Origin of the sequence: Piscinibacter sp. HJYY11, assembly GCF_016735515.1 — a bacterium.
In the GTDB taxonomy this organism is placed as follows: Bacteria; Pseudomonadota; Gammaproteobacteria; order Burkholderiales; family Burkholderiaceae_C; genus Rhizobacter.
Genome location: NZ_JAERQZ010000001.1, coordinates 632,763 through 655,709, shown reverse-complemented (window position 1 = coordinate 655,709; position 22,947 = coordinate 632,763). Strand labels below are relative to the sequence as shown.

The following is a 22,947-nucleotide window of genomic DNA, read 5'->3' as shown; positions in this document are numbered from 1 at the left end:
GCGAGGGGCTGTCATGAATTCACACCGCATGCCGTTCGGCGCGGCAGTGCGCGACGACGGCCGTACCGACTTCCGCCTGTGGGCGCCGGCCGCCCCTCAGGTGACGCTGGTGCTCGGCACCGACGCCAAGCCCACGCGCATCCCCCTGCAGGCGGTGCGCGACGGCTGGCACGAAGCGCTCGCGGTCGATGCCGGGCCCGGCACGCCTTACCGTTTCGACACCGGCCACGACCTCCTCGTGCCCGACCCCGCGTCGCGCCACAACCCGGGCGACGTGCACGGCGCGAGCGTGGTGGTCGACCCGCGGGCCTACCGCTGGCAAGACGCCGGCTGGCGCGGCCGGCCCTGGCACGAGGCGGTGGTCTACGAGCTGCACGTGGGTGCGTTCACGCCCGAGGGCAGCTTCAAGGCCGCAGCGGCGCGCCTGCCCGAGCTGGTGCAGCTCGGCATCACCGCCATCGAGCTGATGCCGGTGGCCGACTTCCCCGGCCGCTGCGGCTGGGGCTACGACGGCGTGCTGCCGTTTGCGCCCGATGCGTCGTACGGCACGCCCGACGAGCTGAAGGCCTTCGTCGACACCGCGCACCGCCTCGGCCTGATGGTGCTGCTCGACGTGGTCTACAACCACTTCGGCCCCGAAGGCAACTACCTGCACGTCTACTGCCCGCAGTTCTTCAACGAAGCCAAGCGCACGCCCTGGGGCGCGGCGATCAACTTCGACGGCCCGCACAGCGAGGCCGTGCGCGACTTCTTCCGCCACAACGCGCTGTACTGGGTGGAGGAGTTCCACTTCGACGGCCTGCGGCTCGACGCGGTGCACGCCATCCACGACAGCTCGCCGCTGCCCATCGCCGCCGAGATTGCGCAGGCGGTGCGGGCCTTCGGCAACGCTGCCCAGCGGCCGGTGCACGTGGTGTTCGAGCACGACGGCAACCGCGCGAGCCTGCTCGAGCGCGGCAGCGACGGCCAGCCGCTCTTTGCCACCGCGCAGTGGAACGACGACCTGCACCACGCCGCCCACGTGATGCTGACCGGCGAGACCGACGGCTACTACGGCGACTACGCCGACGGTCCCGTGGGCCGCTTCGCCCGTGCCCTGGCGCAGGGCTTCATCTACCAGGGCCAGCCCTCCGCGCACCGCGGCGGCGTGCCGCACGGTGAGCCGAGCGGGCACCTGCCGCCGGGGGCATTCGTCTCCTTCCTGCAGAACCACGACCAAGTGGGCAACCGCGCATTCGGCGAGCGGATCACCGAGCTCGCCGACCCGGTGCGGCTGGACGCGGCGTATGCCTGCCTGCTGCTGTCGCCCCACGCGCCCATGCTCTTCATGGGCGAGGAGTTCGCGGCGTCGACGCCGTTCCCGTATTTCTGCGCGCTCGGGCCCGAGCTGGCGCAGGCCGTCTCGGAAGGCCGGCGCAACGAGTTCGCGCGTTTCGCGGCCTTCGCCAACCCGGCGGCGCGCGAGCGCATTCCCGACCCCAACGCACCGGCCACCTTCGAGTCGGCCAAGCTGCGCTGGCCGGAGCGCGAGCAGGGCGCACACGCCGAGCGGCTCGCCACCATCCGCGAGCTGCTCACCTTGCGGCGTGAACACCTCGTGCCGCGCCTGCAAGCCGCGACGGCAGGTGGCCGCTACCGTTTCGACGGCGGACTGCTCCACGTGAGCTGGCCGCTCGGCACAGGTGCGCAGTGGCACCTGGTGGCCAACCTGACCGACACCGAAGTCGCGGGCACCGCGCTGCCCTCGGGCCGCGTGGTGCATGCCCGACATGTGGGCCCGGAAGGCCGCTGGCCGCCGGGCGCCGTGCTGGTGGCGCTGGAGGAGGTGTCGCCGGCCAGCGAGGTGCGCCATGGATGAGCTGCGCCAAGCCCTCGAGCGCCTGTGCGAGCGCTACGGCGTGCTCACCGTGTTCCACGACGTGTGGGGCAAGCGCCATGAGGCCTCGAACGAGGCGCTGGTGAAGCTGCTCGGCGAGCTGGGCGTCGACGCCGCCACCGTCGAAGCCGCCACCGCCGCAGAGCGCGCAGCCAAGGCCGCGCAGGAGCGCGAGGGCAAGCCGGCGCTCGTCGCCCTGGACGCCGGCAGCACCGACTGGGCAGTGCCGGTGCGCTTGCAGGCGCCGCTGCGGGCCCTGCGCTGGTCGATCACGGAAGAGGGTGGGGCCCTGCACCAGGGCGAACTGCCGCTCGGCGACACGGGCATGGCGCAGCTTCAGCTGCGGCCGGGCGTGCCGCTGCCTGCGGGCTACCACCGCCTGCAGCTCGAAGGCTGGCCCGAGGACACGCTGCTCGTGGCCGCCCCCGCGCATTGCCACGAGCCACCCGCCTTGGCGGGTGGCCGCACCTGGGGCCCGGCGGTGCAGCTCTACGCGCTGCGCTCCGACCGCAACTGGGGCATCGGCGACTTCGGCGACCTCGCCACCGTCATCGAGCAGTGGAGCGCGCAAGGTGCCGGCATCGTGGGCGTGAACCCGCTGCACGCGATGTTCGGCCACAACCCGTTGCACATGAGCCCGTACAGCCCGTCGTCGCGGCAGCAGCTCAACACGCTCTACCTCGACGTGGAAGCGCTGCCCGACCTGCAGGAGTGCGAGCCCGCGCGCCAGCAGCTCGCCTCGCCCGGGTTCCAGGCGCGGCTCGCAGCCCTGCGCGCCACGCCCACGGTCGACTACGCCGGCGTCGCACAGGCCAAGGCCGAAGTGCTGCGCACGCTGTATGCGTGCTTCCGAGAGCGGCATCTCGCGACCGGCAGCAGCCGCGCGGCAGAGTTCCGCCGCTTCCAGGCCGCGCGCGCGCCGGGCCTGCGCCTGCATGCGAGCTTCGAGGCCCTGCAGGCGCACTTCCATGCGAAGGACTCGCTGGTCTGGGGCTGGCCGGTCTGGCCCGAGGCCTACCGCAAGCCCGAGTCGCCCGAGGTGCAGCGCTTCATTGCCGAGCACGAAGAGGAGGTCGAGTACCACGAATACCTGCAGTGGCAGGCCGACCTGCAGCTCGCGCGGCTGTCGCGCCGCTGCCGCGAGCGCGGCATGGCGGTCGGGCTGTACCTCGACCTCGCGGTCTCGGTCGACCGCGCGGGCTCCGACACCTGGGGCCACCAGGCGGCCTATGCGCAGGGCGCGACGGTGGGCGCGCCGCCCGATGAGGTCAACCCGAACGGGCAGGGCTGGGGCCTGCCACCGCTCAAGCCCGACGGCCTGCTGCGCGACGTGAGCCTCTTCGTGGCCACCCTGCGCGCGGCGATGCGCCATGCGGGCGCGGTGCGCATCGACCACGTGATGGGTCTGATGCGGCTGTACTGGATCCCGCCTGGCAGCTCGGCGCGCGAGGGCGCCTACGTGCTCTACCCGCTGCAGGCGCTGCTCGCCATCGTGGCGATCGAGAGCGAGCGCAACCGCTGCATGGTGATCGGCGAAGACCTCGGCACCGTGGCTGACGAGATGCGCTCGGCCATGCAGGAGCGGCAGCTGCTGTCGTATCGGCTGCTGTACTTCGAGCGCGAGCACGGCGGTGCCTTCAAGGCGCCCGAGGCCTACCCGCACAAGTCGCTGGTGGCGGTGAGCACGCATGACCTGGCCACGCTCGCGGGCTGGTGGCGCGGGCACGACCTCGACGTGCGGCAGGCGCTCAACCTCTTCCCCACGCCGCAGATGCACGAGCAGCAGCGCGCCGAGCGCGCCCACGACCGGCTGCGCCTGCTCAACGCCCTCCAGCAGCGCGGCCTGCTGCCGACCGAAGGACACATCGATGCGAGTGGCACGCAGCCCCTGGCACGGGCCGTGTCGGAGGCGGTGCATGCCTACGTGGCCAGCACGCCCGCGCAGCTGATGATGGTGCAGCTGGAAGACGCGCTCGGCGTGCCCGACCAGGCCAACCTGCCGGGCACGGTCGACGAGCACCCCAACTGGCGCCGCAAGCTGCCGCTCGGGCTGGAGGCCATGGCGCACAACCCGCGCGTCTCGGCGCTGTGTGCGCGCATCGCGTCCATCCGCCCGTCGCCGGTGGGCACGCTCGCCGCGCGGCCGCAGGGGCGGGCGGCGGCGGTGATCCCGCGCGCCACCTACCGTCTGCAGCTGCACAAGGACTTCAACTTCGACAACGCGCTGGCCGTGCTGCCCTACCTGCACCGCCTGGGCGTGAGCCACCTCTACTGCTCGCCGATCTCGCGCGCACGGCCGGGCAGCCTGCACGGCTACGACGTGGTGGCGCACGGCGAGATCAGCCCCGAGCTCGGCGGGCGCGAAGGCTTCGAGCGGTTTGCCAACACCGTGCGCGAGATGGGCATGGGCCTGATCCTCGACATGGTGCCCAACCACATGGGCGTGCTCGCCGCCGACAACCCCTGGTGGACCGACGTGCTCGAGAACGGCCAGGCCTCGGCCTATGCCCGCCATTTCGACATCGACTGGCACCCGGTCAACGCCGACCTCGAAGGCAAGGTGCTGTTGCCGGTGCTCGGCGAGCATTACGGCGACGTGCTCGCGCACCAGCAGCTGCGCCTGGGCTTCGAGCCGACGCGCGGCCGCCTGGTGCTGCGCTATTTCGACCATTGCTTCCCGCTCGCGCTGCGCAGCTACGCGCTGGTGCTGACGCAGGCGGCGCAGAGGCTCGGCGATGGCCACACGCGTGGCCAGGTCGAGGGCCTGGCTGACTCGTTTGCCGCGCTGCCGGCGCGCCCGGCGTTCGACGTGTCGATCGCGCGCAGCCGGGAAGAGCTGAAGTCGCGCCTGGCCGAGCTGGCGCAGGGCCATGCCGAGGTGGCCGCGGCCATCGACGCCGCGCTCGAGGTGATCAACGGCGAAGAGACGCGCGACACCCTGCATGCATTGCACGAAGGGCAGCACTACCGGCTGGCCTACTGGCGCGTGGCGGCCGACGAGATCAACTACCGCCGCTTCTTCGACATCAACGACCTCGCGGCGCTGCGCATGGAAGAGCCGGCCGTCTTCGAGGCCACGCATGCGATGGCGCTCGACCTGGCGGCGCAAGGCCTGGTCGACGGCCTGCGCATCGACCACCCCGACGGCCTGCACGACCCGGCGCGCTACTTCCAGCAGCTGCAGAGCGGCTACGCCGAGCGTGCGGGCATCACGCTGCCGCCGCAGCAGAGCGGCGAGCGGCCGGCCCGGCCGCTCTACGTGGTGGCCGAGAAGATCGCGGCGCCGCATGAAGACGTGCCGGAGGACTGGGCCATCCACGGCACCACCGGCTACCGCTTCGGCACCGTCGTCAACGGCGTGCTGGTCGATGGCAGCGCGGCCGAGCGCTTCGACCGCATCTGGCAGCACTTCAGCGGCGAGCGCGAGCCGTTTGCCGAGCTCGTCTACCGCGGCAAGCGCAGCGTGGCGCGCACCGCGCTCGCCTCCGAGCTGACGGTGCTGGCCACGGCGCTGATGCGCATCGCCCGCGCCGACCGCCGCACGCGCGACTACACCTTCAATGCGCTGCGCGATGCGCTGGCCGAGGTGGCGGCCTGCATGCCGGTCTACCGCACCTACATCCTCGGCAAGGCGTCGGCGCAGGACCTGCGCTTCCTCGACTGGGCGGTCGCCCATGCGCGCAAGCGCAGCGACGCGCCCGACCGCTCGGTGTTCGACTTCGTGAGCCGGGTGCTGCGCGGGCAAGGGCCCGACGGCGTGGCGCTGCCGCCCGAACACGCGGCCTGGCAATTCGCGGCGCGCTTCCAGCAGTTCTGCTCGCCGGTGGCGGCCAAGGGCGTGGAAGACACCGCCTTCTACCAGTACCACCGGCTGGTGTCGCTCAACGAGGTGGGCGGCGACCCCGGCCCCTTCGGCATGACGGTGCGGGCCTTCCACGGCGCCACCGCCGACCGCGCGGCGCGCTGGCCGCACACCATCCTCGCCACGTCGACGCACGACAACAAGCGCTCCGAAGACGTGCGCAACCGGGTCAACGTGCTCTCGGAGATGCCGGGGGCGTGGCGCCTGGGCCTCGCGCGCTGGAGGCGGCTCGCGCGCAGCCACAAGAGCGAGATCAACGGCGCGCCGGCGCCCTCGGCCGCCGATGAGTACCTCTTCTACCAGACGCTGCTCGGCACCTTGCCCGCTGGCGGGCTCGACGAAGCGGGCTTGCCGGCCTACCGCGAGCGCATCGAGCAGTACATGCTGAAGGCCGCACGCGAGGCCAAGCGCCACACCAGCTGGGTCTGCCCCGACGAGGTCTACGAGGCGGCGCTCGTGGGCTTCGTGCGCGGCGTGCTCGCGCGCGTGCAGCCCAACCCGCTGCTGAACGACCTGCAGGCGAGCGCCTCGGCGCTTGCGTGGTATGGCGCGCTGAACAGCCTCTCGATGGTGCTGATGAAGTTCACCTCGCCCGGCGTGCCCGATCTCTACCAGGGCAACGAACTCGTGACGCTCGACTTGGTCGACCCCGACAACCGCCGCCCGGTCGATTTCAGCCTGCGCGATTGCCACTTGACGGCGCTGGAGGCGATGCAATCGGAGCCCGATCTCAAGCAACACCTGCACGAGCTGGCCGAGCAGCCGCAGGACGGCCGCGCCAAGCTCTGGCTCACCTGGCGGCTGCTGCAGCTGCGCGCCGAGCGACCGGCGCTCTTTAGCGACGGGCGCTACGTGCCGCTCACGGTCACGGGTGCGCGGCACGAGCAGGCCATCGCCTATGCACGCGAACACGGCCATGAGGTGCTGGTGGTGGTGGTGGCGCGCTTTTTCTCTCGGCTCTCGCCGGAGCCCGGCGTGTTGCCGTTCGGCGAAGCCGTGTGGGGCGACACGGCCGTCGACCTCTCGCCACTCGGCGAGCAGCTCGCATCGGCCACCTGCACCGACGCGCTCACCGGGCGCCCCTTCGACATGCAAGACCAACCGCTGCCACTGGCGCAAGCCTTCTCCCTGTTCCCGGCAGTCGCATTGCGCTTCACACGGTAATCGGTGCGGCAAATTGGGAACATCGGACCTGACGCAAGGAGCAACCATGACCCAGGAACGCAAGACCCCCAAGAAGGCCGATCGGCCGGCCGCCCCCCGTGACCCGCGGGAAGTGAAACGCCCGGAGGAGCGGCTCGAAGGCAAGGCCCGCGAGCCCACCGAAGCCGTGCCCACCTACCAGGAGCTGCTCGACGAGGCGCTGGACGAAACCTTCCCTGCCAGCGACCCCATCTCGCCGAGCGCGGCGATGGCCGCCGAAAAGCGCATCAGCACCGACAAGGACGCGACCGACTGGACGCTGCGCCCTGGGGCCTGCCAGCCGCCAGAATGCGAGCCCTCCAAGGACTCCACTCCCAAGGGCTCGTGAGCCACCCCTATCTGCACCACCAGGGCGCCGACCACGCCACCTCGCTGGTCGAGGAATGCAGCGCCCGCTCGCTGCAGCTGCTGCGCGACAACCTCACGCCGCAGGGCATCCTTGCCGCCAGCCGCACCGAGGCCGCCGAGGCCCGCAGCTACACCCGCATCTTCGGCCGCGATGCCGCCATCTGCGTGCTGGCGATGGCCGGCACCGGCGACGAGGCGCTGGAGCACGGCGCCGTGGCAAGCATCGAATCGCTCGCCCAGTTGCAGGCGCCCAACGGGCAGATCCCGAAATACGTCGACCCGGCCGGCCAGGACGCCGACTTCTGGTACCTCGGCTGCATCGACGCCACGCTCTGGTGGCTGATCGCCATCGACCATGTGCGCCGCCACAGCCGCATCGGCGGGCTCGAGAAACGCTGGGGCGACGAGATCCGGCGTGCGCTGCAGTGGCTGCTGGCGCAGGAACACCAGCGCTTCTTTCTTTTGCAGCAAAACGAGGCCAGCGACTGGGCCGACATCATGCCCCGCTCAGGCTTCGTGCTGTACACGAATGCCCTCTGGTACCGGGTGAAGCTGCTGTACGAACTGCCCAACCTGGAGCAGACGCACTACCACTTCAACCACCTGTTCCACCCGTTCAAGAAAGACCTGCCCGAATACCGGCGCGGCCGGCTGCTCGGCCACTACGCGCGCCGCGGGCTGCGCGACCCGGGCCTGTACCTGAGCTTCGTGAACCTCTCGTTCGCGGGCGAGGAGGGCGATGTCTTCGGCAACCTGCTGGCGGTGCTGTACGGGCTGGCCGACGAGTCGATGGCGCGCGAGATCATCCAGACCTTCAACGAGGCCCGGGCGTCGGACCCATACCCCATCCGCGTTGTCACGCACCCGATCCAGCCCGACGACGAGCTGTGGCGGGCCTACATGAACCGCCACAAGCAGAACCAGCCGCACCAGTACCACAACGGCGGCATCTGGCCCTTCGTTGGCGGCTTCTGGGCCATGGCCCTGGCCCAGCTGGGCAAGAAGGAGGCCGCCCGCCACGAACTGGAAAAGCTCGCACAGGTGTGCAGCCTTGACGGCTGGCGCTTCACCGAGTGGTTCCACGGCCAGACCTTGCAGCCCATGGGCATGGCCGGCCAGAGCTGGAACGCGGCCACGTTTCTCATGGCGCAACAGGCGCTCGCCTGAGGGTGTCGTAAATGGGCAAATGACCCTTTTCCAGCAACGGCACGCCGTTTGCCACTCTCGCGTCATGACGACGAGAACAAACCCATGAGCAAGACTTCAGAGAGCGTGCTGGCGTTCGTGATGGCAGGGGGAGAAGGGACGCGGCTGCACGCGCTCACGGCGCACCGTTGCAAGCCGGCAGTGCCCTTCAACGGCAAGCACCGCATCGTCGATTTCGTGCTCAGCAACCTTGTCAACAGCGAGATCTACTCGATCTATCTGCTCGTGCAGTACAAGTCGCAGGCGCTGATCGAGCACGTGCGGCAGAGCTGGCAGCTTGCGCGTTTCCTGCCCGACCACTTCATCACCGTCGTGCCGCCGCAGATGCGCAACGGGCCCGAGTGGTTCCAGGGCACCGCCGACTCGGTCTACCAGAACCTCCACCTGATGGAGACCTTCCGGCCGGACATCGTGGCCGTCTTCGGCGCCGACCACATCTACCGCATGGACGTGCGCCAGATGATCGAGCACCACAAGGCCCACAACGCCGACGTGACGGTCGCCACCCTGCCGGTGCCGCGCGAGCAAAGCCCGAGCTTCGGCATCGTGGAGACCGACGACAACCTGCGCATCACCGACTTCCAGGAAAAGCCCGCGACCTGCCGCCCCATGCCGGGCAGCACCACGCATGCGCTCGCCTCGATGGGCAACTACATCTTCTCGGCCGACGTCCTGATGAAGGAGCTCCAGATCGCGCACGACAAGGGCGAGAGCGACTTCGGCAAGCACATCCTCCCGCGCCTGATGAAGACGCACAAGCTGATGGCCTACGACTTCGCGACCAACGTGGTGCCCGGCGTGGCCGACTACGAAGAGAAGGCCTACTGGCGCGACGTCGGCACGATCGACGCCTACTTCGCCGCCCACTTCGACACCCTGGGTGCCACCCCACGCTTCAAGATGACCAACTCCGACTGGCCCATCTACGCGAGCGCCGACCAGTCCGAGTCGGCCAAGGTCGAGTGCGGCGTGATCCGTCGCTCGGTGCTCGGCTCGGGTTGCATCGTCAACGACGCGCGGCTCGACCATGTGATGCTGCGCCGCGCAGTCACCGTGCAGCCCGATGCGGTGCTCGACCACTGCATCGTGATGGACCGCAACACCATCTGCCGCGGCGCCAAGCTGCGCAACGCGATCGTCGACCTCGACAACTGCATCCCGCCGGGCGAAACCATCGGCTACGACCTCGAGCGTGACCGCCAGCGCTTCCACGTGAGCGAAAACGGCATCGTGGTCGTACCGCGAGGGCACTTCCCGGCGCCGCGGGCATGAGCGGCCCGGCTGCGCTGAAGGTCCTGTTCGTCACCCCCGAATGCGCTCCCTGGGTCAAGACCGGCGGCCTGGGTGACGTGAGCGCAGCGCTGCCTGCGGCGCTTTCCGAGCAGGGGCACGACGTGCGGGTGCTGATGCCCGCCTACCGCCCGCTGGCGCAGCTGGTGCTCGAAGGCTCGCAGCGCCTGGCGCTGCCCGCAGAAGACGTGTGGCCGGCTGCGGAGCTGGTGCGGGTGGCCAGCGTGGGCTTCAGCCTCTGGTTGCTCGACTGTCCGTCGCTGTTCGACCTGCCCGGTGGCCCATATGGCGACGAGAAGGGCGTCGACCATGCGAGCAACGCCGAGCGCTTCGGCTTCCTGAGCCACGTGGCGGCGCGCACCGCCTCGGGGGCCTCGCCGTGGAAGGACTGGCGCGCCGACGTGCTGCACGCCAACGACTGGCCGACGGGCCTGGCCGCGGCCTACCTGAAGCGCATGCCCGCGCCGCAGGCCCGCAGCATGTTCACCATCCACAACCTCGCGTTCCAGGGCAACTTCCCGGCCGACCGCCAGGCGGCGCTCGGCCTGCCCGACGAGTGGATGCAGGTCGAGGGCGAGGGCCTCCTGCACTGGGGCCAGATCTCGATGATGAAGGCCGCCCTGCGCCACGCCGACGTCATCACCACCGTGAGCCCGACCTACGCGCGCGAGATCCAGGAAGAAGCGCTCGGCTTCGGCATGGACGGCATGCTGCGCGCTCGCAGCAAAGACCTGCACGGCATCCTCAACGGCATCGACACGCGGGTGTGGAACCCGGTGAGCGACCCGCTCATCCCGGTGCGCTACGGCGCCGGCTGCCTCGACGACAAGGCGGCGAACCGCGAGGCCCTGCAGGTGGAGCTCGGCCTCTCGGCCACGCACGCGGCACCGCTCTTCGGCGTGGTGAGCCGGCTCACCGACCAGAAAGGCATCGACCTCATCCTCGCCAACCTGCCATGGCTCCTGAAGCAGGGCGCGCAGCTCGCCGTGCTGGGCAGCGGCGAGGCGCGCTACGAGCAACAGCTGCGGGACGCCGCGCAGGCCTACCCGGCCCAGGTGGCGGTGCGCACCGATTTCAACGAACGGCTCGCCCACGTCATCGAGGCGGGGGTGGATGTGTTCCTCATGCCGTCGCGCTTCGAGCCCTGTGGCCTGAACCAGATGTACAGCCAGGCCTACGGCACGCTGCCGGTGGTGCGGGCAACCGGTGGCCTGGCCGATTCGGTGAAGGATGCGTCGGCGCCCGACGGCACCGGCTTCGTCTTCCAGGAAGACAGCGCCGATGCCCTGCGCGAGACGCTGATGCGGGTGCTGCGGGTGTGGCGCGACCCCGCGGCCTGGCGTGGCTTGCAGCAGCGCGCGATGGCGCAGTCGTTTGGCTGGCCGCAGAGCGCGCAGCGCTACGCGGCGCTCTATCGTCAAACGAATGGCCAGACGAATGGCCAGACGAAAGGCGACAGCCACGCGGGCTTTCAGGGCAAGCCGAGGGCGGCCCGCTCAGGCCGCCGCTGACTCGCGCTTCAGCTCGGCCTGGTGCTGCGCCAGGCGGCGACAGGTGTCGCAGGTGCCGCAGTCGCCCGGCGACGCCTCGCCCTCCAAGTGCTGCAGCAGCACGCGCCAGCGGCAGTGTCCGCTCTGCGCGTAGTCCACCATCTGCTCGAGCTTGGCGCGGTCGTTCTCGCGCCGTGCCTGGTATTCGCTCGCCAGGCGGTGCAGCGTCTGGCTGTCGAGCGTTTCCTTGAGCAGGCGCAGCTGGCCGTCGGCATCGCTGCCCACGATGCGCAGCCGGCGCAGCAGGCTCACCGCCACCTGCAGCTTGGTGCGTGGGATGTCCAGCCGCTCCACGAGCTGCGCGAGGGTCTGACCTGGCGCGCGCAGCAGCTCGGCGTAGAGCGCGTCGAGCTCGTCCAGCCCCGGGTAGCGGCCGGCCATGAAGAACTGCTGCACGGCCTTGTCGCGCTGCAGGAAGAGCAGGGTGCAGGTGGCGGGCTCGCCGTCGCGCCCGGCGCGGCCGGACTCCTGGTAGTAGGCGTCCAGCCCCGCCGGCATCTGCCAGTGCAGCACGAAGCGGGTGTCGGGCTTGTCGATGCCGAGGCCGAAGGCATTGGTCGCGACCATCACCCGCGCGCGGCCTTCCATGAAGGCGTCTTGTGCCGCGCGGCGCTCGTCGGCCTTGAGCCTGCCGTGGTAGAGCGCCACCGACTCGCGCGCGAGCAGCAGCGCCTCGTGCACCGCCTCGGCGGCCTTGACCGTGGCGCAGTAGACGATGCCCGAACCTTCCAGCCCCACGAGCAGGGCCTTCAGGCGCTCGAGCTTGTGGGTGTCGTCGGTGACGAGCTCCACGGTGTAGTGCAGGTTGGGCCGGTACACGCCGGTGTTGAAGACGCCCGCCGCCGGGATGGCCAGCTGCTGGCAGATGTCTCGGGTGACCTCGTCGGTCGCGGTGGCGGTGAGAGCGAGCAGGGTGGGGCGGCCGAGCGCCTGGGCCGCGTCGGCGATCTCCAGGTAGGCCGGGCGGAAGTCGTGGCCCCATTGCGAGACGCAATGCGCCTCGTCGACGACCAGCAGGCCGATGGGGTGCTGCTGCAGCTGCTCGCGAAAGCCCGCGTTCGCCAGCTGCTCGGGCGTGGTGAAGACGATGCGGGCCGTGCCGTCGGCCACCGCGGCCAGGGCCTCGCGGCTCTCGGTGCCGTCGAGCGCGCTGTTGACCTGTACCGCCGCCACGCCTTGCTGCGCGAGCTTGTCGCACTGGTCCTTCATCAGCGCGATGAGCGGCGAGACGACCACCGTGCGCCCCTCGATCAGCAGCGCCGGCAGCTGGTAGCAGAGCGACTTGCCCGCGCCGGTGGGCATGACGGCAAGGGTGTCTCGCCCGGCCAGCACCCGCTCGATCACCGCTTGCTGGCCTTCGCGCAGATGGTCGAGGCCGAAGGTGGTTTTCAGCGTGCGCGACAGCAGCCGCGCCGAGGGGGGCCCCGCGGGCCGGGGCTTCTTCTGGCTGCGCGCCACGTCAGTGGCGCGGGTCGTCGGCCGGGTCTTCCTCGCCGCTGTCGCTGTCGTCGTCGTCGACCACCAGTTCGTCGACGTCGAGGCGGTCGGCGTCGTCCAGAGCGTCCGAGGTGCGGATCACCCGGTCCGGCATGATGTCGCCGCCATCGCGCGGCTCGGTGCCGATCGCCGCGGCGCGCTCGCCGGTGCCTCGCGAATCGGTGTCGCTGTCGAGCTCGGCGGGAATGGCGCCGGTGCCACCGTCGTCGGCGTCGGTCGCCAGGGCGCGCTCGCCCTGCACGTCGCTGCCGGAATCGGAGCTGTCGCTCGGGCCCAGCAGATCGGCACCGGTGCCGAGGGGTCGTTGGGGGGCGGTGTTGCCGCCGAGGATGCTGCTCGTTGCCATCAAATGCTCCTGTATCTGCGCTGTGTCAGCGGTGAGCCGACTGTGGCGCGCCGCGCAGGCCCCGGCCATCGGAGCGCAGGGCGATCGCGTGTCGGGGTTCTCCCACGCACCCGCTCCCAAGGAAACACGGAACGGCACTTGCCCGCCGATAGGCATTGCCACTGAAAGGAACCGCAATGGATCTGTCGATCGACGAAATCTACGCAAGGCTCACCCGCGGCGTGGGCCGCGAGCTGGTCAACGATGACAACGTCTTCGCCCTCATCGAGCGCGCCGAGCGCGACCGCCACACCATCCTCGCCACCGAGCTGCGCGAATGGCAGGCGCCCTGCAGCTCGGTGCAGCAGGTGCCGACGACGATGGCACCCACGCGAGGGTTCAACCGCGAGAACGTGAAGCACTGAGGCGTTGCCCCGGCCGAAAAAATGAACCGGCCGGGTGCAGGCGCATGGCCGATCGGGGCGTGCGGCGCAGGCGCGCCAACGCAAGATGCGACTTTTGGCACGCCGTGCCTGCTCGCAATGGGGCATGTCGCGTTGGCCCGCTTTCTGCAGTGGAGTGCCGCTTGTCGATCCACTTGCCGCATTCATCATGCCCCGTTTCCGTCCTGCACTGCTCTTTGCTTCCTTCGCCTGCGCCTTCCTTCTTGTCGGCTGCAACCGCATCCCCGACACCGTCAAGATCGGCGTGGCCCAACCCATGAGCGGCCCGCTCGCGGCGCTGGGCCATGACATGAAGAACGGCGTCCAACTCGCCATCGACGAGCTCAACGCCCAAGGTTTCAAGATCGACGGGAAACCCGTCAAGCTGGAATTGGTGGCCGTGGACGACAAGTCCAATGCCGATGAAGGCGTGCGCGTCGCCGAAAGCCTGGTCGAGGCCGGTGTGGTTGCGGTGGTGGGGCACCTGAATTCCGGGGTCAGCATGGCCGCCGCTCCCGTCTATGCCAAGAACGACATCGCCCAGCTTGCGATCTCGACCAAGCCCGAGTACACCCAGCTCGGCCACTCGACCACGTTGCGCCTGGTGTCCAACGACGCGCTGCAGTCGAAGGCCCTGGGCTCGTATGCGGCCACGCTTGCCGGTGCCAGCAAGTTCGCGGTCGTCGATGACAACACGCCGTACGGCAAAGGCCTGGCCGACCTGGCCGCGGCCGAGATCAAGAAGGCCGGCAAGCCGGTGGCACTGCGCAAGTCGCTCGACGACAAGACCACCGACTTCAACACGCTGGTGCCCGAGCTCAAGGCGGCGGGCGTCGACGTGTTCGTCACCACCCTGGCCGACTTTCAGGTGGGTGCGCTGATCGAGCAGCTCGTCAAGGCGGAGCTCACCTCCATGGTGGTCATCGGGGGCGACATCAAGACGCCCAAGATGGCGCAGGCGGCGATGGGGGTACGCGGCGTGTATGCCACCTCGCCCATCGCCGATGCCATCGAGTTCCCCTCCGGCAGGCCCTTCCTGGACAAGTTCAACTCCGCTTTCAAGGGCAACCCGGTGTACGGCGCGCACTACGCCTACGACGCGACCTACGTGCTGGCGGCCGCCATGCGCCGCGCAGGGTCGGTCGACCCGAAAAAGCTGACGGCTCAACTCAAGGTCATTGACGCGCTCGCGCCCGTGACGAACAACATGCGCTTCCGCGAAGACGGCGAGCAGAAGTACGGTGCCGTGGGGGTCTACAAGGTGACCCGGGGTGCATGGGAGACCGTCACCCGCAGTGCCGACTGGTGAACCAACGAATCGAACTGGACTCCATATCGGCTGGAGTCAGGCGCGCCGCTTGCCGCTCAACTCCGCTTGATTCAAGTCCCGCGTTGAGGAGAACCACCATGGAACACAAGCTGCACCTGCTCGACTCGTTTCCTGCCCGCGGAGCGGACGGCCAGACCTACAAGGTCTGCGCCTACGAGCATCTGGTGAAAGACCAGTCGCTGCAGACCGACGGTCAGGAGCACTGGGAACCCAACGGTGCTGTCGAGTACCGGCTGGCCGGGGGCGAGAGCGTCGACGAGTTGGCCGACGGCAGCCTGCGCGTTCGCAATTCCGACCTGACGCTCACGCCCGTCGGCTCGCGACACTGAGGGACACCCCCGGTCCGGCTTGATCCAGATCAAGGCGCGGGCCGCTGCCGCCGTGGCGGCACAAGCAGGGCTCAAGGACGGCGCCGCGGGGCCGATATACCGTGCACCCTGGAGGCCACCCAAGAGCTACACATGAATGCCCCTGCCGGAACCGCGTCGACCGATGCGGTGAACCCGCATTACCTCAACCACGTCGTCAAGACCTCGGAAACGCACGACGTGGCGGTGTCCGAGGACATCCTCACCGGCAACGGCATCAAGCTCCTCGCCAAGGGCGCACGCATCGACGCCAGCACGCGCGAGCGATTGCTGCGCCACAAGCTGGCCAAGCCCCTCGAGGATTGCATCGAGATCGTCAACGGCATCATCCCGGCCCGCTTCGAGCCGGTGGCGGCGGCGCTGCTCGCCAAGCACCCGCTGCTCAATGCCTTGTGCGAAAGCGACCGGGCGCGCGCCATTCCAGCCTCGCTCGGGAGCCTGACGCTCTCGATGCCCATGCAGTCGCTGCTCACGGTCTACGGGCAGCAGCAGGAAGAGCGTGTCGAGCACGCCGTGGGCGTGTCTATGCTGGCCATGGCGCTCGGCCGCCGGCTGCTGCCCGGCGAGATCGACCGCCACCGCATGCTCGCGACCGCCGGCCTCGTGCACGACGTCGGCGAGCTGTACATCGACCCCGCGCTCGTGCGCAAAGGCACGCGCCTCGATACGCAGCAGTGGCGCCACATCGCCGCGCACCCCTTGATCGCCAGCCGCGTGCTGCGCGACATGGTCGGTGCCGGCAAGGACATCGCCGACACCGTGCTGATGCACCACGAGCGGCTCGATGGTTTCGGCTACCCGCAAGGGGTGAAGGGCGAGGCCTTGTCGCTCAACGGGCAGATCCTCGCCGCGTCGGAGTGGCTCATGGGGCTCGTGGAATCGGGCGTCACGCCCTTGCTGCGCGCGAGCATGGCCGCACGACTGGTGCCCGGAGAGTTCGCGCCGGCGCTGCTCGATGCCGTGTCGTCGGCCGCCCGCACCGCGCCCGACATGCCGATCGAGCTGGCCTCGGCACCGCCGCTGGAGCAAATGGTGCCGCGCATCCTGCGCATCGCCGGCACGCTCGAGCGCTTCCACGGGGAGCGCGGGTGGATCGAGCAACAGATCCTGTCGGCGAACGCGCCGGTGCGTCTCGTCCTCGAGTCGGGTTTGCAGCGCATCCAGCGCATCCGGGCGTCGTTCTCGAGCACCGGGCTCGACACCGGCAACCCGGTGCAGATCGTGTCGGAACTGGCGTCTTTGCAAGACGCGCGGGTCTATGCCGAAATCGTCACGCTCGTCGGCGAGATGGAGTGGCGCATGCGCGAGCTCGAGCGCGAACAGCGCCTGCGCGCCGGCCAGCTCGATGCTTCGGGCCAGTCCCTCATCGCCGAATTGGTCGGCCGCCTGAAAGGCCCGAAGACCCCAGCGGTCGCAGCGACCGGCTGACGGCAGAATCGCGCTCCGAATGGAAACCTGGAGCGCGTCGTGATTGCAGCCATCTGGATCGTGTTTGCCGTACTGCTGGCCGTCTGGACCGCGGCCGTCTGGCTGGCCTCCGCCGTCACGAACTGGGCGGCCGACGCCTTGCAGGCGGCCGGCGGCATCGGCGCCATCCGGGTGCCCGAAGTGGTGGCGCTCCTGCCGGCCTGGCTGCGCGACTGGATTCCCGGTGATCTGCTCGAACTGCTGCCGGGCATCCTGGCGAGCATCCAGCAGGCGGCGCAGTCGATCGAATCCGTCTTGCCCTGGGCCGGCACGGCCATCGGCTGGCTTGCCCCGATCCTGTGGGTGACCTGGGCCCTCGTCACGCTGGCGATGCTCGTCGTGACGCTGGTGATCCACGTGGCGGTGCGACGCTCGCGCCGTGTGGCGGCACCGACCGCTGTGTGAAAACCCTGGACGCCGGCTTTTCCAGACGCGGGGAGGGGCTGGGTGGCGGAATCCCGGAATGCGCGGCGTCCGCTCGTAACGTCGCTCAGCATTCGGTTCGACATGCCGACAAGAGTGCGGTATGGACGAGAGATCTGCCAGACATGGACCTTGGTCACGCCCGTCCGGCTGGTTCCGGTCGGGCTGGCTGTGGATCGTCCTGGCACTGGTGTGCTGCACGGCCAGCGGGCTCGCGGCCTATCACTTTGCCTACGCGGTATCGGCCCGGTCGCAGATCGCGGCCGCCTCGCAGAGCCTGCGGTCCGTCTCGGCGGCGCTCGGCGCCGTGCTCGGCCGCCACGAGGCGCTGCCGCGCATGCTGGCGCTGGACCCGCGCCTGAGCCAGGCCCTCGCGGCGCCCACCCACGCCGCCATCGGTGAGGCCAATGCCTATCTGGCAGAGATCGCCAGGAGTGGCAACCTCATGGCCGCATTCCTGATCGACGGGCGCGGCACGGCCCTGGCCGCCAGCAACTGGGACCGGCCGGGCTCCTTCGTCGGCCAGAACTATGCGTTCCGGCCGTATTTCCAGGACGCACTGGCCCACGGCACCGGGCGCTTCTATGCAGTCGGCGCGACGTCGGGCGAACCTGGCTACTTTCTTGCAAGCAGCGTGCAGGCAGCCGATGGCTCGAAAGGGGTGGTGGTGGTGAAGGTGGCGCTCGATTCGACGCTCAGGATGTCTGGCGACGACGCAGAGGAGGTCGTGGCGGTCGTCGACGAATTCGGCGTGGTGTTCCTGTGCTCGGACCGTTCATGGCTGTACCGCCCGGTGGAGCCCCTGAGCGCGAAAGACCTGGCCACGCTCAAAGCGACCCAGCGCTACGGCAGCCGGCTGAGCGCTGCGCCCTTGCACGCGGATCTGCTGCACTCGTTGCAACCGGTGTGGCACCGCATCGGCGACCGCGGCTGGCAGATCGTGTCGTTCAAGCACCTGCGCGCGTCACGCTCGGCTGGGTGGCTGGGGGCGCTCGCCGGGGTGCTGGCCGCGGCGCTGGTCATGGCCCTCGTGCTGTTTGCGTGGCTGCGCAGGGCACGCGACGTCGAACGCGAGCGCTCCCGTGAGCAGCTGAGCCAGAGCAAGGAGCGGCTGCATGCGGTCGTCGACAACCTGCCGGTGATGGTGTGCTTCGTCTCCAGCGAGCAGCGCTATGTGTTCGCCAACGCCTTGTATGCGCAACAGTACGGCTGCAACGCCCGCGAGCTCGAAGGCAAGGGCGTGTGGGAGGTGCTCGACCCCGAGGAATACGAGGCCACGCAGCCCCAGATGCGGCGCGCGCTCGCCGGCGAGACGGTGGTCTTCGAGCGCGAGTACCGCAGCATGCGGATGTATCGCTGCTTCGAGGCAACCTACCGGCCCGAGTGGAACCATGACAGGACGGCCGTCACCGGCGTCCACGTGATGACGCAGGACGTGACGCAGACCCAGCAACGCCTGCAAGACCTCGCGCGCCTGTCACAGCTCGACCACCTCACGCAGCTCATGAACCGCAAGGGGTTCGAGAGCCGCCTGGCCTCGGCGCTGTCGGCAGAGCCGGTGGCGGGAACGTACCTGGCCCTGCTGTTCATCGACCTCGATGGCTTCAAGCCGGTCAACGACACCCACGGGCATGCCGCAGGCGACGCGGTGCTGACCGCGTTCGGCCAGCGGGTGGCGCGCCTGGTGCGCGAAGACGACGTCGTCGCCCGCCTGGGCGGCGATGAATTTGCGGTGCTGCTGCCCGCGATCGCCAACGTGGGCGTGGCCGAGCGGGTGGCCAGCGCCATCGTCACACTGGCGCAACGCCCGTTCGCCGTGGAAGGCGGCCTCACGGTGCACATCGGCGCGAGCGTGGGCGTGGCCTGGCGACCGCACGACCGCACCATCGGACCGCAGGCGCTGTGCCACAGCGCCGACGCCTACCTGTACGACGCCAAGAAGGGCGGGCGTCGCACCTTCGTCATCGGTGAAGCGCTCGAACACACTCGGGTCGACTCGGCCGAACCCGCCGCAACCCACCTCAAGGAACGCGCATGATCCCCAACACCCACCAGCTGACGATGACGGTGCTGATGACACCCGACATGGCCAACTTCAGCGGCAACGTGCACGGCGGCACCATCCTCAAGCTGATGGACCAGGTGGCCTATGCCTGTGCGAGCCGCTACAGCGGGCGCTATGTCGTCACGCTGTCGGTCGACCACGTGACCTTCCGCGAGCCCATCCACGTGGGCGAACTCGTCACCTTCCTCGCGAGCGTCAACTACACCGGCCGCACCTCGATGGAGGTCGGCATCAAGGTGATGGCCGAAAACATCCAGGAGCGCACGACCCGCCACGCCAACAGCTGCTTCTTCACGATGGTGGCCATGGACGAAGGCCGGCCCGTGGAAGTGCCGACCCTGGTGCCCGCCAACGACGTGGAGGCCACGCGTCACCTGCAGGCCATGCGCCGCCGCAAGCTGCGGCTGCAGGCGCAGAACGAGACCTGACGCTCAGCGCGCGCCGCCCTTGCCGGGCTCGGTCGAGAAGTCGGCCGGCACCAAAGCGTGGCGGTGCAGCTTGTCGTAGAGCGTCTTGCGCGGCATCTGCAGCAGGTCGGCTGCCTTGCCGACGTTGCCGCCCGCGTTGCGCAGGGCTTCGCTGATCATCGAGCGCTCCAGCACGTCGAGCCGGGCGGCCAGCGAGTAGCCGCTGCTCCTGGCGGCCGCCACGCCATCGTCCAGCCCCAGGCAGAAGCGTTCCGACGCGTTCTTCAGCTCTCGCACGTTGCCCGGCCAGTGGTGCTGCTGCCATCGCATGAGCACCTCTACCGTGAGCTCGGGCGGCTCGACGCGGTAGCGCTCGGCCGCGCACTGGATGAAATGCGTGGCGAGCAGCGGGATGTCGTCCAGGCGCTCGCGCAGCGGGGCGATCTCGATCGAGGCAACGTTCAGCCGGTAGTACAGGTCGGCGCGGAACCGGCCCTGGTCGGACAGCAGCTTCAGGTCTCCCTTCGCAGCCGCGATCACCCTGCAGTCGACCGGAACGGATTCATTGCTGCCCAGGCGCTGGATCTCGCGCTCCTGCAGCACCCGCAGCAGTCGGGTCTGCATCGCCGGTGTCATCGACTCGATCTCGTCGAGGAAGAGGGTGCCGCGGTTGGCGTGCTCGATCTTGCCGATGCGCCGCTTGTGGGCGCCGGTGAACGAGCCGGCTTCGTGGCCGAAGATCTCGCTCTCGATGACCGACTCGGGCAAGGCGCCGCAATTGAGCGCCACGAAATGGCCGGTGCGCCGGCTCTCGTCGTGCAGCTGCTTGGCCACCACCTCCTTGCCGGCACCGGTCTCGCCGATGAGGAGGATGTCGACGTCGGTTGGTGCCAGGGCGCTGATGAGGCGGCGCACCCGCAGGATGGCGCTGCTCTGACCGATGACGGCCGACTTGTCGGCCGAGGGCAGGCGCTCGCGCAGACGGCGGTTCTCGGCGATCAGCGAATAGCGCTCGTGGCCGCGCCGCACCGACTCCACCAGCCGTTCCGACGAGAACGGCTTCTCGATGAAGTCGTAGGCCCCGTCGCGCATGGCCTCGACGGCCATGCTCACGTCGCCGTGGCCGGTGACCACGATGATGGGGAGGTCCTTGTTGCGGCCGTGGAGCTCTTCGAGGAACTTCAGGCCGTCGATGCCGGGCAGGCGGACATCGGTCACGACGACGCTCGGCTGGACCTGGTGGAACTCTTCCAGCGCGGCCTCTGCACTTGCGAAGGCCCGCACGCCGATCGACGAGAGCGACAAGGCCTGCTCGCAGGCCTTGCGCACCACGGCGTCGTCTTCAACGAGCATCACCGTCGCCGCGTGTGCAGCACCTTGGCTCATGCGGCCTCCAGCTCGATGGAGAACTCGGCCCCCGCGCGGGTGCTGCGGGCTTGCAGGCGGCCGCCCATGCTTTGGATGATGCCCAGTGACAGCGCGAGCCCGAGGCCCAGCCCTTCGCCGGCCGGCTTGGTGGTGAAGAAGGGCTCGAAGAGGTGGGGCAGCACGTCGGGCGCGATGCCGGGCCCCGAGTCGCGCACGCGCAGGATCACGCGGTCGTCGACACGCTCCGCGCTGATGTCGATGTGGCGCTTGTCCTGGCCGGCCACTTCATCGAGCCCGTTGCGCAGCAGGTTGACGAGCACCTGGGCCAGCCGTGTTTCGTCGGCCTTGACCCACAGGTCAGGCGGCACCTGGTGCTGGTCGATGGTGGCCTGCAGCTCGTCTCGCCGTGGCTCGACCAGCATCGCGGCCTGCGACACCGCGTTGACGACGTGCACACGGTCTGCCGAGGTGGGTGCCTTGCGCGCAAACGCCTTGAGCTGCGTGATGGTCCGCCCCATGCGGGCCGCCACCTCGCTGATGAGCGTGAGGTTCTCCTGCACTTCGGGAATGCGCCCCTGCTGCAGCAGCTTCGACCCATTGGACGACAGCGTCAGCAAGGCGGTGAGCGGCTGGTTGAGCTCATGGCTCATGCCGGCAGAAAGCTGCCCGAGCACCGCGAGCTTGCCGGCTTGCACCGCCTTGTCCTGGGTCTCGCGCACGATCGCTTCGGCGCTTTTGAGTTCAGCCACCTTGCGCTCGAGTTGCGCGTTGGCGTCCGACAGCGCCAGCGTGCGCTGTGCGATGCGCCCTTCGAGCTCGGCGTGGACGGCGCTCAGCCGCGCCTCGGCCGCGTGGCGGTCATTGCGCCTGCGGCGGCGCAAGTCCCACTGCACCGCGAGCGCCAGCAGCAGGCCGCCGCTCAGCGTGACGACGAGCGCACCCGTCAAGGCCGAGCGGTGCGCTTCCTGGGGGTCGACCAGCAGCAGCATCTGCCAGCCAAGCGGGCCGATGGGGTGGCCGATGACGGTGTAGTCGCGCGCCGTGCCGCCGCGGGTGAGGGTGGCCGTGCCGAAAGGCGAGATGGCCTCTTCGCGGTCGGAGATCGGCAGCAGCTTCGCGTCTCCGTACTGGTGGGTCTGCCGGAAGCGCTCGCGCACCGCCTCCGACAACACCCCCAGCGCGCGGTACTTCCACTCCGGCGCCGAGCTCAGGAAGACCACGCCTTCGTGGTCGGCCAGGAGCACCGTCTCGCCGCTCTGGCGCATGGCTTCCTCGAAGCCGTCGAGCGTGACCTTCACCGCGATCACGCCGGTCGCGCCGCGCGGCGTGAGGATCTGCGCGGCCAGGAAGTAGCCCGCCTCGCCGCTGGTCACGCCGACCCCATAGAAGCGGCCGAGGCGGCCGTCCCGCGCGTCGAGGAAGTAGGGGCGGAAGCCGTAGTTGCGCCCGACGAAGCTCGTCTTCTGGTTCCAGTTGCTGGCGGCGAGCGTGACGCCGGTGTCGTCGATCAGGTAGACGGCGCTGACCTGCGCCTTCGCGGCCGCCGCCTGCAGGAAGAGGTTGGCGGCCGCGCGGGTGGACTCGTCCGGCGCATCGAGAAGCGCGGCCAGTTGCCGCTCGAGGCCGAGCACGCCGGGCAGCACTTCGTGGCGCGTGAGCACCGCATCGAGCGTGAGCGTGAAGAACTCGAGGCGCTTCGCGCCGCTGCGCTGCTGGTCCTGCAAGCGGCTCTCGAGCAGGAACCGATAGGCAAACAAGCCGAGCGCCACGCAGGCGATGAACGCCATCACCGTCCATGAAAAGCGCGGCCAACCCTGGGTCGGGCGGCTCGTGCTCCTCACGGTGATGTGATGCGAAAGCATTGGCGTGCAGCGCGTGCTGAGATGCGCAGGAGTGTTGAGCCGTTCTGTCGGCACGGC

General features: G+C 69.5%; 16 protein-coding genes and 1 pseudogene. 13 read left to right on the top strand and 4 right to left on the bottom strand.

The window, feature by feature from the left end:
• Positions 1-13: 13 nt before the first annotated feature.
• The 6 genes and pseudogenes from treZ to glgA all read left to right on the top strand — a co-directional run bounded on the left by treZ (position 14) and on the right by glgA (position 11,296).
• Complete coding sequence (gene treZ / locus JI745_RS02975; RefSeq protein WP_201803625.1) at positions 14-1,858, top strand: malto-oligosyltrehalose trehalohydrolase; 1,845 nt, start codon at positions 14-16, stop codon at positions 1,856-1,858.
• Positions 1,851-6,902, top strand: coding sequence for a malto-oligosyltrehalose synthase (locus JI745_RS02970; protein WP_201803623.1), 5,052 nt, complete (start codon positions 1,851-1,853; stop codon positions 6,900-6,902). The genes treZ and JI745_RS02970 overlap by 8 nt, the downstream gene beginning before the upstream one ends.
• A gap of 46 nt (positions 6,903-6,948) precedes the next feature.
• Entirely contained in the window at positions 6,949-7,269 is a 321-nt protein-coding gene (locus JI745_RS02965) for a hypothetical protein (protein ID WP_201803622.1), read from the top strand.
• A complete protein-coding gene (locus JI745_RS02960; protein WP_310738464.1) occupies positions 7,266-8,456 on the top strand; it encodes a glycoside hydrolase 100 family protein in 1,191 nt (396 codons plus the stop codon). Before JI745_RS02965 ends, JI745_RS02960 begins: the two co-directional genes overlap by 4 nt.
• An 84-nt stretch (positions 8,457-8,540) precedes the next feature.
• Positions 8,541-9,749 (top strand): annotated as a pseudogene (locus JI745_RS02955) (glucose-1-phosphate adenylyltransferase); the annotation flags it as partial.
• 32 nt (positions 9,750-9,781) lie between these two features.
• Positions 9,782-11,296 (top strand): glycogen synthase GlgA, encoded by a 1,515-nt coding sequence (glgA, locus tag JI745_RS02950; RefSeq protein WP_404932838.1) that lies wholly within the window; start codon positions 9,782-9,784, stop codon positions 11,294-11,296.
• On the opposite strand, the gene JI745_RS02945 is transcribed toward glgA, so the two are convergent.
• Together JI745_RS02945 and JI745_RS02940 are read right to left on the bottom strand one after the other, a co-directional pair.
• A complete protein-coding gene (locus JI745_RS02945) occupies positions 11,282-12,793 on the bottom strand; it encodes a RecQ family ATP-dependent DNA helicase (protein ID WP_310738462.1) in 1,512 nt (503 codons plus the stop codon). The genes glgA and JI745_RS02945 overlap by 15 nt on opposite strands.
• 1 nt (position 12,794) lies before the next feature.
• Positions 12,795-13,178, bottom strand: coding sequence for a hypothetical protein (locus JI745_RS02940; RefSeq protein ID WP_201803615.1), 384 nt, complete (start codon positions 13,176-13,178; stop codon positions 12,795-12,797).
• Between the two features lie 176 nt (positions 13,179-13,354).
• On the opposite strand from JI745_RS02940, the gene JI745_RS02935 reads away from it, so the two are divergent.
• From JI745_RS02935 to JI745_RS02905, 7 genes are all read left to right on the top strand, one after another.
• Positions 13,355-13,582 (top strand): hypothetical protein, encoded by a 228-nt coding sequence (locus JI745_RS02935; protein WP_201803614.1) that lies wholly within the window; start codon positions 13,355-13,357, stop codon positions 13,580-13,582.
• Between the two features lie 187 nt (positions 13,583-13,769).
• Complete coding sequence (locus tag JI745_RS02930; protein WP_201803612.1) at positions 13,770-14,909, top strand: branched-chain amino acid ABC transporter substrate-binding protein; 1,140 nt, start codon at positions 13,770-13,772, stop codon at positions 14,907-14,909.
• A gap of 98 nt (positions 14,910-15,007) precedes the next feature.
• Positions 15,008-15,259, top strand: a complete 252-nt coding sequence (locus JI745_RS02925) for a hypothetical protein (RefSeq protein ID WP_201803611.1) — start codon at positions 15,008-15,010, stop codon at positions 15,257-15,259.
• 132 nt (positions 15,260-15,391) lie between these two features.
• Positions 15,392-16,726: an HD-GYP domain-containing protein gene (locus tag JI745_RS02920; protein ID WP_201803609.1), complete on the top strand. Its 1,335-nt coding sequence runs from the start codon at positions 15,392-15,394 to the stop codon at positions 16,724-16,726.
• A 39-nt stretch (positions 16,727-16,765) separates the two neighbouring features.
• Complete coding sequence (locus JI745_RS02915; RefSeq protein WP_201803608.1) at positions 16,766-17,170, top strand: hypothetical protein; 405 nt, start codon at positions 16,766-16,768, stop codon at positions 17,168-17,170.
• Between the two features lie 121 nt (positions 17,171-17,291).
• Complete coding sequence (locus tag JI745_RS02910) at positions 17,292-19,226, top strand: diguanylate cyclase domain-containing protein (protein ID WP_201803606.1); 1,935 nt, start codon at positions 17,292-17,294, stop codon at positions 19,224-19,226.
• A complete protein-coding gene (locus JI745_RS02905; RefSeq protein WP_201803602.1) occupies positions 19,223-19,681 on the top strand; it encodes an acyl-CoA thioesterase in 459 nt (152 codons plus the stop codon). The genes JI745_RS02910 and JI745_RS02905 overlap by 4 nt, the downstream gene beginning before the upstream one ends.
• Positions 19,682-19,684: 3 nt before the next feature.
• Here the strand turns inward: JI745_RS02905 and JI745_RS02900 are convergent, their stop codons facing one another.
• Positions 19,685-21,046, bottom strand: a complete 1,362-nt coding sequence (locus JI745_RS02900; protein ID WP_201803600.1) for a sigma-54 dependent transcriptional regulator — start codon at positions 21,044-21,046, stop codon at positions 19,685-19,687.
• Positions 21,043-22,869, bottom strand: coding sequence for an ATP-binding protein (locus tag JI745_RS26710; protein WP_201803598.1), 1,827 nt, complete (start codon positions 22,867-22,869; stop codon positions 21,043-21,045). Before JI745_RS26710 ends, JI745_RS02900 begins: the two co-directional genes overlap by 4 nt.
• Positions 22,870-22,947: the final 78 nt, after the last annotated feature.

Coding starts and splice junctions, on each gene's coding strand:
- treZ (WP_201803625.1), top strand. CDS start 14: ATGAATTCACACCGCATGCCGTTCGGCGCGGCAGTGCGCGACGACGGC.
- JI745_RS02970 (WP_201803623.1), top strand. CDS start 1,851: ATGGATGAGCTGCGCCAAGCCCTCGAGCGCCTGTGCGAGCGCTACGGC.
- JI745_RS02965 (WP_201803622.1), top strand. CDS start 6,949: ATGACCCAGGAACGCAAGACCCCCAAGAAGGCCGATCGGCCGGCCGCC.
- JI745_RS02940 (WP_201803615.1), bottom strand. CDS start 13,178: ATGGCAACGAGCAGCATCCTCGGCGGCAACACCGCCCCCCAACGACCC.
- JI745_RS02935 (WP_201803614.1), top strand. CDS start 13,355: ATGGATCTGTCGATCGACGAAATCTACGCAAGGCTCACCCGCGGCGTG.
- JI745_RS02930 (WP_201803612.1), top strand. CDS start 13,770: ATGCCCCGTTTCCGTCCTGCACTGCTCTTTGCTTCCTTCGCCTGCGCC.
- JI745_RS02925 (WP_201803611.1), top strand. CDS start 15,008: ATGGAACACAAGCTGCACCTGCTCGACTCGTTTCCTGCCCGCGGAGCG.
- JI745_RS02920 (WP_201803609.1), top strand. CDS start 15,392: ATGAATGCCCCTGCCGGAACCGCGTCGACCGATGCGGTGAACCCGCAT.
- JI745_RS02910 (WP_201803606.1), top strand. CDS start 17,292: ATGGACGAGAGATCTGCCAGACATGGACCTTGGTCACGCCCGTCCGGC.
- JI745_RS02905 (WP_201803602.1), top strand. CDS start 19,223: ATGATCCCCAACACCCACCAGCTGACGATGACGGTGCTGATGACACCC.
- JI745_RS02900 (WP_201803600.1), bottom strand. CDS start 21,046: ATGAGCCAAGGTGCTGCACACGCGGCGACGGTGATGCTCGTTGAAGAC.